Genomic DNA, 17,177 nt, shown 5'->3' with positions numbered 1-17,177 from the left:
TCCAAGGAGCGCCCTCAAAACGAGGAAAAACGCAATATCACTAAAACACCAACCGAAAACGCCCTTTCATAAATGTATGAGATAAAACACGAAATGAGCGTGCTGGTAATATAAATACTACAAATCAAAAGAAAAAAAGTCAAACCTTTCTGATGGATTCTAAGGCGAATTAGGTAATTCTTGCTCTTCTTCCTTGCTTCTCTCTAGATAACTCATCTGTGAAAGTTTAAATTTAATCAGTTTATAATTTGCATCATCATGATTTGCCAAGCTCAAATAAGTTTGCCAAGACTTTTGTGCAGCAAAAAAATGTTTTCGTGCTTCTTCAATAATTCCATTCGTATAATATAATTTAGAATTTGATGGATTTGATGCAATGGCAATTTGCATAATTTTATTTGCTTGATCAAGTTGATTCGACTGTAACAAACAGACTGCATAATTATGCGCGAGTGAAGAGTTGCTATTTTCTGATTCAAATGCTTGCTGTAACAATTGACAGCCTTTTAAAAAATTTTTTTCATCAAACTCTATAACCCCCAACCATGAAATCAATTCATTATTGCTAGGGAATAGAGTCCGCCCTCTATTTAAAGCTTGACGTGCTTGGATTAAATTTTTTTTCCCACGATATGCTCGTGCTAACGAAACATAAAGACCTGGATGAGTGGGCTCTGCAAAATCAATTCCTTTTAAAGCGACTAATTTTGCTAGCTCATACGCCCCTTGTTCAAGATAATAGTCACTGAGTACAATATATGGCTGAGCCCAAACTGCAGATGCTAAAATTAATTTTTCTAAAATTACCACTGCATCAGAATTATTACCATCGTGGAGATGCGACAGAGCAAGAATTAAATATGCTTCTCTATATGGGCTCAATGCTAAATCTTCAGAGAGTGTTTTCGATCTGTTTTTTTCCAAAATATTTAAAACATTATTTATTTTTTCTACAGATTTTTGCGAATCACCCCGCTTTAAATCTTGAAAAGCAAAAGCTATAACCTCAATAATAGTAGGGGTTTTAAAATAATTTTGAGAAAAGTCATCTATTTGAATTTTATTCTTTTGATTTTCAATTTCTTTTGAGTTCAAATATTTTGTTATATCTGGTGAAATAAATTTTTCCGCAAAAATCATTCTTTGTTCAGGTTGTGTCGAATCTGGATAAACCAATAGAGATTCTTGATATGGTAAATTAAGGATAGATGAACCAAATTGGAAGGATCCTGCATCCTCTGTTTTGCTTACACAGGATAATGTAAATATTAGAATGAATAATAAAATCATATAAAATTTAAACGACTTAATCATTTTTTCTCTTCATCCTTAACTAAAAAATTATTTGAATTTAAGTTCTCTGATATAGAATTATAGAGCGCTGAATCTGAAGTAAAGTCTTCTATATTTATCTCAGGAGGAATTGAAAAATCTCGTTTACCAAATTTTGAGAGCTCCATTGAAATTAATAGTTTTTGTCCTGAACTCAATTGATCGCTCATTAGAGCATGATAAAAATGCTGCCTAGCTGACAGATTAAATTGATTTGCCTTTAGTAAATAAGCATCTACTGCTTTTTTATTATAATATAATTGAGTATACAAATCAGCTGTTTGGGTTAACAATTTCGCATACAATATTTCAGTAATAATTGCCTCTTTTATAAGACTTTTTGATTTACTTATAACATTTAATCTACTTCCAATACTGTTCTTTATATTTTCAATATTTCTCAATCTATTTATAGAAAAATCATTCTTAAAAATAAGAACCTCATTATTAAAATTTTCTTCATCAAAACGATTAACTTCAACTAATAATGAAGTTAAAAGATAAGGATCAATTTCATCTTTATTTTTATCTTTTAAACCAGAATTTATTTCAATAAATCTCAAAATATCATTTTCATATTTCCATGAATTTTTATTTATAAATAAGTTTGCTTTTAATAAACCAATCGTAATTTTATTATTCATTTTTCTGCTCAATTTTTTTCTACTCATCGCAACATTTAAGACATTTTTAGATTGAGCGTATTGCAAATTCAAAAATAGTAATTCAGCTAAATCAATTTCAAATTGAGCAATTTTCAACTGATCTTTCTCAGACTTCATGATAACTGTATATAGTTTACTTGAAACTCTTGCTTGATCATCAATTTTATTAAGAAATGAAAATAGCTCTGCAGATCTTTCTAAACTCGACTTCATTAAAATATAATCATATTTTTTAGTATTTTTAACTGAATCAAATACTTTTTCATATGTTAATGCTGCCGCCTTAAATTGTAATAACATATCTTGAGCCTTAGCTTGCCAAAACATCAAAGCAGACAATTTGTTTGGATCTGATATTATATTTTGAAAATTTAATGTTATATTTAAAATATGTTCCCAATCTTGCAGTTGAGCAAATTCAGAAATCGATTGCAAGAGAACTAAAGACATCTCGGGATTTTGTACATAATTTCTTGACCACATTTCTAAAAATTTTGCAGCATCCCGAATTTTCCCGTCTTTTTTCAATTGCTTTGCATATTCTATTGCTATCGCTTGGTTTGTCATTCGCACCACATCTTCAGCCATTTTCGTCACTGTATAGTCTTTAATATAATTTTCTAAATTCCCAGCTGAATCCATTACATCTTTATTTTCGACTCCCATTTTTTTTAATAATAATGCCAGTGCTAATGATACCTTATTTTTTTCATTGTTTGATTGTTCTTGACTTTCTAAAGGAGGACTCGATAATATTCTTTCATATCTATCTTTTGCATTCGACAGGTCCCCCAAAAACTCTGCTCGTTTAGCACTTTCAAACAATGCAAATCTACTCTCTGGATCCAAAGGAAAATAAGCTACAAAACCATCCACAAACTTCTCATACAGCAAATACTCTTTACTCTTTGTATCTATACTATTTCCACTTTTTGCATGTGATATATTTATAAGCTGAAACCAGCTCACTTTTTTTAAATAATCCTCTAATGGATATTTTAAACTTTCCTCACTTGCTTGTATTGCTAAATCATACTCTTGGGCTTGATAAAGAGACTGAGCATAAGACTGTAACAGAATTCCTTTTGAGTCTAATCTAAAGTTTTCTTTTAAGCGTGCACTATAAATTTCAGCACTCTTTAAAAATTCAATTCTAGAGTGATTTTGTAAACCTAAATTATAATAATATTTAGCTGCATCCTCAGAAAGTTCTGATATTAAATCTCGACGAACTTCTTCTTCATCCTGCGATAGAACAAACCTAGATTTCCATATTGAATCCTTAGATATATAAGCTGTACCATAATATGAAATTTCAAAATATTTATTCATATTATTTAATTTTTTTAGAGCAAATAAATAAGCTTTGACAAAGCCAACCAATTCCCTAGAAGAATAAAATTTGTCTTTAACAGCATTCGCATATTTTTCAACTTGATTTGCAAAACCTGCTGCTGAAAAATAATAAAAAGATTTTACCACCATTTTTTTGGCAAAATCTCCTGCAAATAGATCTGAAGAGATTTTCTTATAAAAATCTAAATCTTTTCTTTCATATAATGAAATTGCGCCCACACGAATAATATCATTTAAGATATTATCTTTAAAGTATTTTTCGTAGCGAACTTTCTCTCTGGCTAACTGATATGCATACTCAGATGATTGAATATAATCGGCACTTCTAAAAGTTGCCCAAAGAAGACGTATCTTGATCTCGGCAAGTAAAAATGCTAGTCTTTCTTCATCAAGCAACCAACCCGCTTTAGCAATCTCTTGTGCATGCAGGTATGAATTTCCAGCCTTCTTGAATTGAAAGTGAGCATAGTAAGTATCACCCAAACCCACAAAACTTCTAACCAATTCTTCACGAAAGACATTTGCATCCACTTTTTGTAAAACTATTGCATCATAGTATTTTTGTGCTTCATCATATCTTTCATTTGCTAATAAAAGATCCGCGGTGAACAGACTCATTCTAATAAATAATCGCATATTTTCAGAATTAACAGGAAATTTATTAAGTCCTTTTTGCAAAACATCTATAGCTTTATTAGCATCCATTTTTTTTGCGAAATAGGAATACAGAGCCAATTTAAAAGATGCTTCTGCTTGAATAATTTTATTATGATTAATTTGAATTCTCTGAGATAAAAACTCTATAACTTTGCTAAATTTTTCTTCCTTGACTCTATTATTTTCTTCTATCATCATTTTTTCATTGCTTGCACTTTTAAAATCTTCATATTCAATCTCTCTATTAAATTCCTCTTTCCAATTTTTAAAGTGAAGATCAAATATATTTCTAAAAATTAATTTTTCGTGTTCCATCTGTTCAATATTTAAATATTTTTTTGGATCCACTGTCTCTGATTTTTCAGGAATTTTAGGAATAAAAATATTTTCATCTGCGTAAATAAACTCAGGAATCATCAAAATAACAAATAAACTTAATACGATTATTCTATTCATCTAATTAGATCCCATCTTGAAGTTTCTCTGAGTGTATTCAACCACCTCACTCTCTCTTCAGCAGATTTTTCAATCTCTTTATTACTTTCAATTTTGAAGTTATAAATATCTTTATTATGATTTGCTAATTCAATTTTTATATATTCTTTAAAGCTAAGAACTCTTGGAATCAATTGCTTTACGATTTCTTTAGAAATGTTTTGAAACTCATCATATGTTATATTCTTTAATTTTTCGAATTGATATTCTTGAGCAGATAAGTGTTGATTGATAAACTCAACTTTCTCTAAAATTTCTTTTCTTTCATTTATTATTCTTTCCTTTATATTATCAACCGTAATACTTAACATTTTATATACTGCGATTATATTTGTCCATGAGCTATCTAGTGATTTATAAAACTCAATATCTCCAATGGAGCTTGATTTCAGTCTATTTCTCTTATGTATTTCAAACATTTCAGAGAAACTTTTTTCTAGTATTCTTTCCTTTATTTGAAACTGAAATGTAGTGTTCTCTTGTAAGTTTCTAGACAATTGAAATATTCTATTATCAATTGTAAGCTTGATAAATTCGTCGTTGAGCTTTTCTCTTTCAAAATTTGCAAAGTCATTTTCTAGGAATTCTAATAAATCTAATGGAATATCTCGCGATATTTTTTTATCATTCGCTTGAAATAAAAAATTAGCAGCAGCTATTTGTGCAGATAAGTCATTTATATTTTCTCCAACCAATTGAAAAGCTCCTGGCAGTTTTGGCTTATAGATTTTACTTTCAATTTTTTCTTTTAATTTATATTTACTGATTTCATCATCCATAGCATTGAGTCTTCTTAATATTTCTATGCGGTTTTTTTTAGCAAAATCGAGTCCTACTTTGCTTTGATCCCATAATGCACTTTCTATTTTATCTAAGGTTAAAAGTATTTGTTTTAGATTATCTAGAATAGGTGCTAATTTCATAAGAGCAGAAATCGCTTTAGTTTCAATAATGCCTGTATATGTATAGTCGGCTGCATTGAGTGCATTGGCAAGATCAGTACGCATAGAATCTATCTCACTTTTTGTCATCGACAAAGCATTCCTAAATTTCATAGCATTTTCTGTTACTTTACTGTTCACTCCATATTCTAAAGAAAGACTTGCCAGAGCAAATAAGCTTTGGAGAAGTTCTTCCGTATTGTCTTTACTTAAGTTTTTTATATTATTTAAAAAATTTAGATCTGCCTCAGTATATCCTAGCAATTCAAGGAGCTGACCTTCTGCTTGAAAATTTTTTTGTGAAGTCTTTGACAGAATTTTTGCCAACATAATATTTGAAGTTCTAATTTTTTTACTATTTTCATCGAATTGTTTATTTATAATAAAATTATGATCATAAAAAATATCTTTTAAGGATAACTTATATTGTCTTGCACTCTCTAAATATTTTTTCTGTGAATATAAGATTTGCGCGAATTCCCAGTAAGTTTTTCTCTTTTCACCTTTTATAAAATCATTTCCAGAAATTTTACTCTCGAGCAATACATCTCTATACCATGTTTCAGCCGCATTCAAATTCCCAACAGATGCTTGATATCTAGCCAAACAAAGTCTCGCAATTTGTAAACTCGCTTCATCACTTTCGAAATATTTTAAACGCGCTCCATATCCTTTAAAATCTCCAGATAAGTACCTAAGCAAAGACAGAGATTCATTTTTATTATTGTTATCATATTTTAAGAGCGCTAATGTCAAATAAGCACGACTTAGATTTTTATTGCCATTTTTTATATGAGTAATGGCGCTTTCTAAATATTGAATTGGAATTACTTTATTTGGATAAATCTTTCTTAAAGCCAATGCAATATAAACTGCACTGAGAGGCATATAGTTCGAATCTCTTTTAACGAGCGGTGAATTACTCCAAGCTCTTAGACTATTTTTAAGATTATCCTTTATATAATTTTTATTTTCAATTTTTGCTGCTTTAAAAAACTCTAAAGAACACGATAATTTCCATTTATCTGAAAATGAATCTTTATCTTCTCCATAAATAGATAGCATTTTTAAACAGATATTAATTGCCTCTTCATGCTTTTTTAAATGTCTATTTGCTTCAAAAAGAATTTTATACGACCAAACTAAATTTTCTTTATTTCTTGTGTCAAAATTTTTAATATCTTTCAAAATCATTTCTTTAGCAATTAAAGGATCTCCGAGCTGAAGATGGTCTTGGGCTCTCAATAAATTCATTTCATCTCGCAAAACATTTTGCCCAAGACCAATTTCGTTGATTCGCAGAAATTTTGATTTACCAGTCACATCAGATGTATTTGAAAAAAAAGAAAGACTTGTTATATTACTAAATATTTTGTCAATTTCTGTATCAACTTTTCTTAAGTTTTTCCATTGTTCAACTCGATTTTTTTCAATATCTGAAAAGACATTTATTTCAGATGGCAAGTAATTTAGCTCTTGAGAATTTGACAATTTGCAAGTTATATTTAGAATAATTATTACTATATAAACAACTCTCATTCCATTTTTTCCTCAGATAAATCTTGAGTTGTTTCAAATTTTGGCACACCACTACTTGGATCAGCTTTGAGAATAATATTTATTTTTTGTATTGGATTATTAAGAGTTCCATTAACAATTACATCTTTATCTAAGATCCATTTTCCTTGAGGTAGAACATACGGCCAATTGTTACTTTGTTGGCCAACAATTGCATGCACTTTAAACTCATACTTTCCTACAGGAAGCGGACCATAAAATATTGGTAAATTCATATTTTTTTCAAATAGTATCGGCTTATTGTAATTTATAATAGATATATTATTCAATGTTGCATTTAACTCTATAATTCCAAATTGTGGCAATTCTTTTTTCTGCTCTGAAATTATATTTACTTTAAGTTCTATTCTATCTTTAAATTTAGAAACCAAAATATCTTGTAATGCCAAAATCTTAGCTCGAATTTCTTTATTTTTATCTTGTAATTGGGATAGTTTATTCGCAATCTCTTCTGCTTTTGTCGTATCAAAGTTATCCCCAGTAATTAAGAATGGATCGGGGGGAATATATTCAGGATCGGAGAAAGCTTTGCTTTCATAATTTATAATTAATAAATATATTGATATTTTTAAGAAAATATTTCTCATAAGTGCCTCAATATATTATTATTTCACTTTTGCTTATTATGAGTTGAATAATTTTTGCAATATACGCTTTGATTTTGACACAATGAGTGGGAAATATTTTCGTTCTTTTCAATATTATTAAATCATTTTTATCTTTTTAGACATTGTATTCTGACTATTTTCTGAAAAATTAACAATACTTTCTCTTAATTGTGCTACATTTTTTGCTCTCATTGTCAATCGCCAAAAATGATGACCAAATTGAAACCAACGCGCACCTGTTGCAGCAAAAAATCTGAATTTTTCTAAGATATAAGCTTCGTCCTGAAAGTAATCTATCATTATGGAAAGTATCTTTAAACAAGCTTTTAAATACTCAGCACCTTCTTCCTCAGGTGTGCTTGGCGCATTCCGCCCCTCAAACCCATCTGGAACTTCTGTATTGCCCAGGAGTTCAGATATTTGCCATAATATCCAAGGACGCGCTGTGGCTGCCCGTGCAATCATTGCACCATCAACTCCATAATTTTGGATAAGCTCAACAGCATCCTGAGCTGTTTGAATATTCCCATTGGCTATTATTGGAATCGACATCTTATTGCGAATATCTGCAACTAACTGCCAATTAGCATCTCCACTGTGCTTTTGCGCGCGCGTACGTGCATGGATTGTCAGAAAATCAGCCCCTCCATCCGCTAATGCACTCACAAAAGAATAAAGATAATCAAAATCTTCGTCTTCAGCCAACCCTCCGCGCAATTTGACACTGACTGGAACAGATGAATATTTTTTCACAATCTTTACAATCTGCGCTGCGTAGTCCTTTGATCCCATGAGACGTACGCCCCAATTGTGTTTCAAAGTGTGCGAGACCGGGCAGCCCATATTAATATCAAAACCCCATGGGTTTTTAATCAGCAATTTTTCTATACTAGGAGCAATAAACTTTTCTTCATTTCCTAATAGTTGAGGAATATAAAAAGCTTCATTGCGTGCGGTCTTCAACTCATGAGTTGTTTCTAATTTTTCATTAGGAATTCTTCGCGTGGAAAGCATTTCTGTGAAACGAAGAGCATTGATATTTTTCGGTGTATAACTTTTTATGAGCTCACGAAATGCAACATGCGAAAGACCAACCATAGGCGCTATCATAAATGGAAAATCTATCCCCAATTTATTGAAACGAGTCTTTAATACATAAGGGATAATTTCAGGCATTATTTCTCCAAATCGATTCTAAAACTGTGCACCAACTTTCAGGTGCAAAGCTCCTTTAAATTGAATCGCATTATTAATATAAGCAGAATCTTGAATTCTCGTCACACAGCGTGGTGGAGTCGTTGCATTCAAAGCTTCTGCAGGTGATACACAGCCTGTTTCATTTGAGGAAGGATCCTTTAACGGATAACCATAATCCAAGCTAATGGTAGCGTAATTACTTACTATATAACGAAAACCAAATCCAGTTGAAACATAAGCTTGTCTCCAATATTGTTCTATAAAATTTGAGCTTTTTAAATTCACCGATCCTGTCGTAATGAGTGCTGCCTGATCTGGAACACAGTCCGTTGAAGAAGGCACAGAACTGATGCGGTTTTGAATAAACTTATTTATATTATTTATCTCTGCTCTAGAGAAATAATTCGTAGCGGTATCAAAAAATGCAACAAAACCGATATTATCATTAAAGCGGTAACGAGCTTCTGCCTTAAAATAAATTAGATTAGTAGCCCCTATCGAAGTTAACTGCGTCGGGCAATTTAACGTAGGATTACTTTGATTATAATGGACCCATAGAAGAGGCCCGGGAGCCGCTGAACCATAAGTTTCAGGAAATCCACGAACAAGGGCTGTGTCCGTAAGAGTCTCACGCCTTGAGGCAGGAGGGGTAACAGTATCTCCACTTTTATTTACGGTATCAACTATAAATTTCCCCCCTAGAGTAATTGCTCCGCTCAATTTTTTATAAAGTGGAAAATATAAGTCCGTTGAAACGACATAGCGATTGTATTGAACTTCTGAATCAAGGCCAAATCGCGCAAAACTAACCTGTAAATTGTGCCGACTTCCTTTAGTAGGCCATGCAGGATTGTCAGTATTGTCTAAAGTAACACTGCTTGTTAATTCCCGAATGATAATGGAAGGACTATCTAAAACTTGAACAATTGCACTTTCTGAACTGGTAGAATTTGAAGATTCATGCGTTATAGATTGACTTATATTCCAATTTAAATCAAAAAACGTTGGTTTCCAATCCGCTTTTAAATTGACTGTGAAATATTCACGATTTGTTAAAGTCTCTGCAATTACTTTATAACCAACTGAAGCCGTGGCATCAAAAGGCGTACGCAAGGGGCCAAGTTTAAAAAGTGGTTCTGAAAATCCTAATGTGATCTGCCTACCTAATATTTGCCTTGTTTCTGTAGATGCAAAATTTTGTTGCTGCCTTTCTTGACTCACAGAGGCTGAAGATATCATTTTAAGACCATCATTATTTAAACGATTTAACGTAAAATCAATTCCAAAATTATAGCCCCGCAGTGTCCCATATCCTGGAGATATTCCTAAGGTATAGCCTGAACGTGAACGCGCATGGATTATGATATCAACCCTCAATTCTTTTCGCTCAATTGAATTAATATCTAATGGTTCAATTGATACAGTTGAAAATAACTCATGGCGAATTAAACTTTGTCTTGCTGCATCAAAACTTTCTTGCGAGAAAATATCACCTGTTTCTAATCCCGACGCAGATAAAATTGATAATTCTTTGCCAAAAAAGTCTGTATCAATATAAATATTTCGAATTCTAACAATCTGCCCGGGATCAATTTTAACAACTAAATTAACATATTTTTCAAATTTACTCTCAGGTAAAATTGCATGTTCAATTTTTACCTCATTATATAAATACCCTGCTGATAAAAGTTGCCTTTTTATTTCAATCAATACGTTCTGCAAAACATCTGAACTATAAACTGTACCGAATTGAACCATTTTCGATAATTTATCATTATTTAATTCAAAATCAGATGGAATACCTTGAAATGATATGCTATTGATTAGATATTTTATTCCTTTATCTACGCGAAAAACAAGATTCATTTCCGTACTTGATTCATTTGGAACATAGTCTGGATTGGAAACTTGCGCCTCCAAATAACCTCTAGACAATAAGTACTTCTTGAGATTATCTCTGTAGATATTTAAATTTTCTTGATAAAACGGAATTGAACCTGAAAAAAAACTAGAACTCAAACCCATCTCTTGTAATACTTTGGATTCACTTTCAGGCAATGTTCCGATAAAAGTTACCTTACCAATCTTTACGTAGGCTCCCCTTTTCAAAAGAAATTTTAAAGTAGTATTTCCATTTTTATCAACAATTCTTTCTGGATTGCTTATATTTACAAAAGCATAGCCTTGTTTTTTATAAAAATCAGTCAAAATAGCATTTAAATCAGCATCTGATAACAATATAATATCAGAATAAGTTAATCCCTGTTTTGATACTAAAAAATCATTATTCATAAGTTGACTGTCTTCATCAAAAATCTGAAAAGTTGTTTTCCTTCCCTTTTCTATTTGTAACGTTATCTTTGCGCTTTCCCTATTTTCAGAATATGAAATTTCTTGTAATTTAACATTAGCTTCTAGAAAACCTTGTTCCCAATAGTTTTCTTTCAACTGATCCAAAGACTCATTTATAGCTGATAAATTACAGATTGAGCCAGTTTCTATTGGAATTGTTAAAAAGTTCAAAATATTTGACAAAGAATCTTGAACAGTCACTTGATCTATATGACAAGGATTACCTTTTTTTATTTCAAAATTGAGTCTAATAGAATCAGGAGAAAGTTCTTTAATCGAATATTTAATAACTTTTGCATTAGGATAACCCTTTTGTATAAGGTTTTTTTCAATTTCTTTAGAATCAGCATTTGCTGCTGATGCCTTAAAAGGACGGCCTCTTTGCGATACTATTATTCTTTCGAACTCTAAACTTTCAGCTGATGAAAGTCCTGAAAAGAACACATCTTGAATGCGTTTAATAGTTTTCGCATTAACAATAAAAATATTCCCTTTTTTATCTAACTGCCCTTTCTTAATAATAATTTCTTGATAGATTCCTGTATCTATCAACTTTGTAATTATTGCATCATCCAATTCATAAAAAGGGACAGTCCCTAAATCATTTAGAATTTCCTGAGGAAACCCCTGCTCTTTTCCATCAATATAAAAACGAATTTCAACGTTTGTTTGCTCAAATGCTGAACCTATAGCGGTTACTTTATTTATTTGAGCATTTGCATAAGAAGTAAAAAAATTAAATGTTATTAATATACTCATCAAAAAGTTTAATATATATTTTTTATTGACTGCCAAAACGAAACCTCAATCCAGTTGTCCACTCTGTTGTAATTGCCTGTTGAGTCAGAGCATTATTATCATACGAACCAAAAATACTAACAGTATCATTTAAAATAAAAGTTGCATAAGCAGAACTGCGCGTTCCAATATCTCCAGCTTCATAACTCACACCTAAATTTAGTCTCTGCGATAATGTACGAGATGCTGTTGCTCTCCAGCTCACTTGTCCATTTTGGGTCGTGGGCGAAACAGTCACATTGTCTATAATTCCACCTGTAACTGTGCTCACGGTATTATTGAGAAGCGAGTTTTCAGAAAAATTTCCATAACCTATAAATGGAAAAAGACTTGTTGATGCTGTAAGCAAATTTGCACTGGAGCTTTGGGCAGGAACCTGTCCAGTTGATATCATAGAAATAATATCAGGTTGGGTGATTCTATCTCCATTAGGTAACGTAGACGGACTCGCTGAGAGCTCCAAACGGCTTTTACTCAAACGACCATTGATACTGACACTGATCGTTTCACTTGCGACTCTTGCTTCCATAAAAATGTCGACATTGGGATCGTACTTTTGTAACTCAATAAAAGTAAATTCTGCTTTTTTTACTTCAAAACGACTCTTTAACAAAATAAGACTGGCTGAGTCAGTTGATATTGTACCTGTTATAATAGGTTCACTTGAAGTTCCATTTAAATTGATCAAGGGTGAAGTTGAAAATCTTCCACGAATACATTGACTTTGAATAGTAAAAGAGCTCAGTGCATGAATGTTGACATTCATTGCTAAGAAAGGATTATGCGAGGAAGTTACCTTCTGTGAATTATTTAAGGCAAATAATTGACTCGAAATAGACTCGCAATTAATATCTTTAAACAATCTTAATTTTTTTAAATTCACTTCGCCTGTTAATAGATAAGGTATATCAGTGCCTGATAAAGTTAATTCAGAATCCACATTCATATCTGCGATTTGGAAAATAGGTATAAGCAACCTGAAGTCTGCTTTTTTAGAAACAATTTTTATAGTCACTTCAGGATATTTTGGATTTTCAGAAAAGATCGGGGAAAAGTCAATACTCCCACTTGCAGAAAGATTACCATCTCCTTTTTCAGAAAAAAAGTTTTGAATTTCTAGCTTTTTACCTTTGAATTTTAATTCAGCATTTAAATTATTAAATGCTGGCTGCAATGATTTTACGAATAACGTCTTAGCACCAATATATAGACTTCCTGAAATCAAAGGATCATATAAGGATCCTGTGATTGAAAATTGTCCACTTAAATCTCCTTCAGAAGGACCAAATGCATCTGAAAGTAAGTCAAAATTACCTAAATTAAAATCAAGATTAAGGGATGAGTATATAGTTTTTTTAGTAAAATTTAAATTTGTTTTTCCAAATTGGATACGACCAATTTTTCCACCAAGGTTAAATACATCTAATTTTATTTCATCACCATCAAAGACAATATTTTGTGGCTGCGCTAATTCAAATATTGCTTTACCTACTTGGACTGAGGCTGAATTTATTTTTCCGCTTCCTTTCCAGTATTGATACCATTTTTTATTCTCATCCTTTGTAAAAGGTGCAATTCCTTCAAATCGCATTGCAGCATTTATTTGAGAAAATAAACTATTTTTTGCTCGTGTTTCACTATCTATCAAAAAAAATGAGTTGAAATTTACTAAGTTTATATTTAATATAGTGTCACCTTCTAAACCTTGCTGCATGATATAAAATGCATTTAACTGATTACTAAATGCATTGAGATCTATCTTTATCTTATTTTTGTCATATGGATTTAATTGCAGATTAAAATCACCCAATTCAGATTTATCTAAACTTATTTTATATGCATTTACATTTGCAAAACCTTCTAAATTACTCCATTTTCCCTTAAATTGAATATTAGAATTAAGAACACCTGATATTTTTTTTTCAAATATTCTTGCAAACATGCCAAGGGGAAGTTTAAATATATTACCCCTCATACCTGCATTTTCGAAAGACAAATCATACAATTCAAATATAGCAAAAGAAGTATTATCTTCATCGCCACTTTCAATTTCTTCCGTTGTCTTAATATCAAGAAAAGAAATTAGGGAATCAGTACATAATCCAGATTTGCAATTAAAATCAATTATATTTTCATGAATAACTGAATCTAATAATTTAATATTTTCTAATTTAGACTTTAATAATAAATCCCAAGTTGATAAATGGAAAAAAAGTCCTTTTTGTTTTACTTCAAAGTTTTTTATATCCGCATCAGTATCTAATATACTTTGGGGTAACCAATATTGTACAGCATATATCAGATTATTTAACTTACCATTTACTTTAGCATTTATATTAGAATGCATATCGTCAAAATTAAAATCAAAATTATTTAAATTCAGGGTCGATTTATTAAAATTTTCAGATCTACCTACCAGTATATCCGCATTTTTTATCCATACACCTTTTGTATTTAAGCCCCATTTTCCATTAAATTCTTCAAACTGTACACCAAATATTTCTCCCTTATAAACTTTTGATTGGGATGAAAATTCAATTTCATTTGTTTTTCGATCTAATTTCAATTCACCTGTGAAATCAGCTATGCCTGCAGTGGGGAATTTTAAAAAATATTCTGCAATAGAAATATCAATATTTTTCCCTGTCATTTTGAAATTAACACCAACTCCTGATTTAGGAGTAAAATCAATATATCCCTCATCAATTACAAATTTAGCTAAATTAAATGTTTTTAAATTTTTTACTGCCCCTTCGGTTTTTGTTAAGGACAAACCTAAAGCGCTTGCTCTGAGATCAAGATTGATATTTATATCAGGTATAGGTTTTCTGCCTACTTGATCCAGAAAAGTATTTACATAAAGTTTTTGAGCTTTCGCTTCACCTTTAGCAAAGAGTTCAAAAGACTTTTTTTTATTACTACTAAGAATATATCCTGATACTTTTAAATTTTCTGAACTGAGTTTAAAATCGACAGGCGTTTTTTCTACTTTAAGCCCCTTTAAAAGCTCAGAAAAATTTAAATTTTCAACATTTGCTATATTTTCAAAATAAAAATTCTTATAAAATTGAAATTCCCCTTTAGCATGAATTCTACCTTCTAAAGGAGTTTTAATATCAGCTTTATCATATACTATTTTTCTAGACACATATATGACATCAGCCTTACCTGAATAAATATCAAAGGACTCTAAAGTTAAATTTTTCCACTTTGCTTCTCCTTTAAAAGTAGGATCCTCGTACAAATTTTTTCCAGATTCAACCTGTCCTTTTAAAAGCACTTTACCAGAAGATTCCATTTGCAGCAGATCAAATGCCTCTTTACCATCAATTTCTAGCATTTCAATTTGTGCTTTATATTTGGTATTCTGTACTTTTTTCCCAATGTTACCATTTATATTTGCATTTAAATTAGCCAAATTACTTTGTAAATCTAACTCGTGTATATTGAAATCCCCCTTTTCATTCAATATAATATGAGTTCTTAAATAACTGAGTGTGATTAATTTATCTATTACAGGAAATTTAAACGCAGAGTCTCCTAATAGTATTTCAGTTTGAAAGGACGGAATATTATTTTTATCTTTTATTTTTTTAAATTCAGCGTGTGACAAAGATATTTTTTGGTAGTTATTTTTATTTATTTCTCCCAGCTGAACAACAATATTAATAATTTCTAAATCAAATTGCACCTCAGACATCATTTTTCTTACCAATTCTGGTATATTTATAGGCCCTTCAGAAGTTTGCTCCTTCTCTTTTGGAATTAAATATTTTGGTAATATAAGTTCTCCGTTTTCATCATATTTTATATTTAGATTTAATCCTCGCAAAAGTATTTTTCTAATAACAAAAGATCTTTTAACATATGACGATGTTAAATTAAGAGAAACTGATAATTGATTCAAACCGATAAAGTTTTCTTTACTATTATTGTTTTCATTTGCTTTCTCTTTTATATAGACTTCGTTTAAATTTAATGTGCCTGTAAAGAAGCTTAGGCTCAATGAACCTAAACTCAGATCAAGGTTTTGCTTATTAAAGTAGTTTACATTGATATATTCAACAATTGCATGTTGAACTGTCTGACTATTTAGGATAAAAAAAACAGCTACATTCATAGATACGAACGTAGCTATGATAAATAAAATGATTCGCTTAAAAAACTTGATCACGAAGATTTTCCTTCATTAGGGCTGTCATCTATCAATTATGATAGCATCAGAAATCATTTTTGCTACGCCATAAGTTTTGACCTTATGCGTATGCTTTGTTATGGACTACCAACTGCATTCTGTCGAGGAGGTGACTTAAATGGGATGGCTATCGCGGGAACCCGCAAAACTTCAAGATATATCTGAAAAAAAATCTTTTCCATCCGGAGTATGGCATAAATGCCCTTCTTGCTCTGAAATTGTTCTTGTGTCAGATTTGGAAGAAAATCATCTTGTCTGTCCATCTTGCAGTTATCACCACAGATTCCCTGGGGAACAAAGAATTGAACTGCTTATAGATAATAATACATTTTTTGAATGGGATCACACTTTGTGTAGCACAAATCCCCTTGAATTTGATGACGGTCGCTCTTATGAAGAGCGTCTAAAAAATATGGCTAAAAAAACTAAACGTTATGATGCTGTCATCACCGGAGCTGGACTGCTAAATGGCAAAGCCGTAGCTCTTGGTGTTTTAGATTTCTTTTGGATGGGTGGAAGCATGGGCTCCGTTGTCGGCGAAAGAATCATGCGGATGTTTACGCGCGCACGCAAGCTCGGTTTGCCTGTCATTATGGTGAGCAGCAGCGGCGGGGCTCGCATGCATGAAGGACTTATTTCACTTATGCAAATGGCTAAAACTTCGACTGCAATTGGTCTCCACAAAGATGCAGGGCTCCCCTATATCAGTGTACTGTGCGACCCTACAACAGGAGGAGTTGCTGCAAGTTATGCTATGCTTGGAGATGTTCACTTTGCCGAACCTAGAGCAACGATCGGCTTTGCTGGTAGACGAGTTATAGAAAGCATTATTCGCCAGAAACTACCAGATGATTTTCAAACTGCTGAGTTTTGTTTTGAACATGGGGTAGTCGATAAAATCGTAAAAAGATCCGAAATGAAAGAAATCATTTCTCGAACTTTAAATATTTTATGCACTCCTGAGCAAAAAAAAAGAAAGTAAACTTTTAAAATTTAAGCAATA

The 17,177-nt window shown here is 31.5% G+C and carries 8 protein-coding genes; 1 reads left to right on the top strand and 7 read right to left on the bottom strand.

Features of this window, described 5'->3' with window-relative positions:
• Nucleotides 1-159: 159 nt before the first annotated feature.
• The 7 genes from EZS29_RS01250 to EZS29_RS01220 all read right to left on the bottom strand — a co-directional run bounded on the left by EZS29_RS01250 (nucleotide 160) and on the right by EZS29_RS01220 (nucleotide 16,153).
• Complete coding sequence (locus EZS29_RS01250; RefSeq protein ID WP_130605749.1) at nucleotides 160-1,314, bottom strand: tetratricopeptide repeat protein; 1,155 nt, start codon at nucleotides 1,312-1,314, stop codon at nucleotides 160-162.
• Nucleotides 1,311-4,466: a tetratricopeptide repeat protein gene (locus EZS29_RS01245; RefSeq protein ID WP_130605747.1), complete on the bottom strand. Its 3,156-nt coding sequence runs from the start codon at nucleotides 4,464-4,466 to the stop codon at nucleotides 1,311-1,313. The genes EZS29_RS01250 and EZS29_RS01245 overlap by 4 nt, the downstream gene beginning before the upstream one ends.
• Nucleotides 4,463-6,985: a hypothetical protein gene (locus tag EZS29_RS01240; RefSeq protein WP_130605745.1), complete on the bottom strand. Its 2,523-nt coding sequence runs from the start codon at nucleotides 6,983-6,985 to the stop codon at nucleotides 4,463-4,465. The genes EZS29_RS01245 and EZS29_RS01240 overlap by 4 nt, the downstream gene beginning before the upstream one ends.
• A complete protein-coding gene (locus EZS29_RS01235) occupies nucleotides 6,982-7,611 on the bottom strand; it encodes a hypothetical protein (RefSeq protein WP_130605743.1) in 630 nt (209 codons plus the stop codon). The genes EZS29_RS01240 and EZS29_RS01235 overlap by 4 nt, the downstream gene beginning before the upstream one ends.
• Nucleotides 7,612-7,728: 117 nt before the next feature.
• Nucleotides 7,729-8,808 (bottom strand): tRNA dihydrouridine synthase, encoded by a 1,080-nt coding sequence (locus tag EZS29_RS01230; RefSeq protein ID WP_130605741.1) that lies wholly within the window; start codon nucleotides 8,806-8,808, stop codon nucleotides 7,729-7,731.
• A gap of 18 nt (nucleotides 8,809-8,826) precedes the next feature.
• Nucleotides 8,827-11,976 carry a POTRA domain-containing protein gene (locus tag EZS29_RS01225; protein WP_130605738.1) on the bottom strand — a complete coding sequence of 1,050 codons (3,150 nt, stop codon included), beginning with the start codon at nucleotides 11,974-11,976 and terminating at the stop codon, nucleotides 8,827-8,829.
• A complete protein-coding gene (locus EZS29_RS01220; protein ID WP_130605736.1) occupies nucleotides 11,963-16,153 on the bottom strand; it encodes a translocation/assembly module TamB domain-containing protein in 4,191 nt (1,396 codons plus the stop codon). Before EZS29_RS01220 ends, EZS29_RS01225 begins: the two co-directional genes overlap by 14 nt.
• Nucleotides 16,154-16,292: 139 nt before the next feature.
• On the opposite strand from EZS29_RS01220, the gene accD reads away from it, so the two are divergent.
• Nucleotides 16,293-17,156, top strand: a complete 864-nt coding sequence (accD, locus tag EZS29_RS01215) for an acetyl-CoA carboxylase, carboxyltransferase subunit beta (RefSeq protein WP_130605734.1) — start codon at nucleotides 16,293-16,295, stop codon at nucleotides 17,154-17,156.
• Nucleotides 17,157-17,177 lie beyond the last annotated feature (21 nt).

The sequence above is a fragment of the Fluviispira sanaruensis genome (assembly GCF_004295685.1).
GTDB classification, from domain to species: Bacteria; Bdellovibrionota_B; Oligoflexia; order Silvanigrellales; family Silvanigrellaceae; genus Silvanigrella; species Silvanigrella sanaruensis.
The sequence above is the reverse complement of the archived record's forward strand: the minus strand, read 5'-3'. Positions and strand labels throughout refer to the sequence as shown.

Coding starts and splice junctions, on each gene's coding strand:
- EZS29_RS01250 (WP_130605749.1), bottom strand. CDS start 1,314: ATGATTAAGTCGTTTAAATTTTATATGATTTTATTATTCATTCTAATA.
- EZS29_RS01245 (WP_130605747.1), bottom strand. CDS start 4,466: ATGAATAGAATAATCGTATTAAGTTTATTTGTTATTTTGATGATTCCT.
- EZS29_RS01240 (WP_130605745.1), bottom strand. CDS start 6,985: ATGAGAGTTGTTTATATAGTAATAATTATTCTAAATATAACTTGCAAA.
- EZS29_RS01235 (WP_130605743.1), bottom strand. CDS start 7,611: ATGAGAAATATTTTCTTAAAAATATCAATATATTTATTAATTATAAAT.
- EZS29_RS01230 (WP_130605741.1), bottom strand. CDS start 8,808: ATGCCTGAAATTATCCCTTATGTATTAAAGACTCGTTTCAATAAATTG.
- accD (WP_130605734.1), top strand. CDS start 16,293: ATGGGATGGCTATCGCGGGAACCCGCAAAACTTCAAGATATATCTGAA.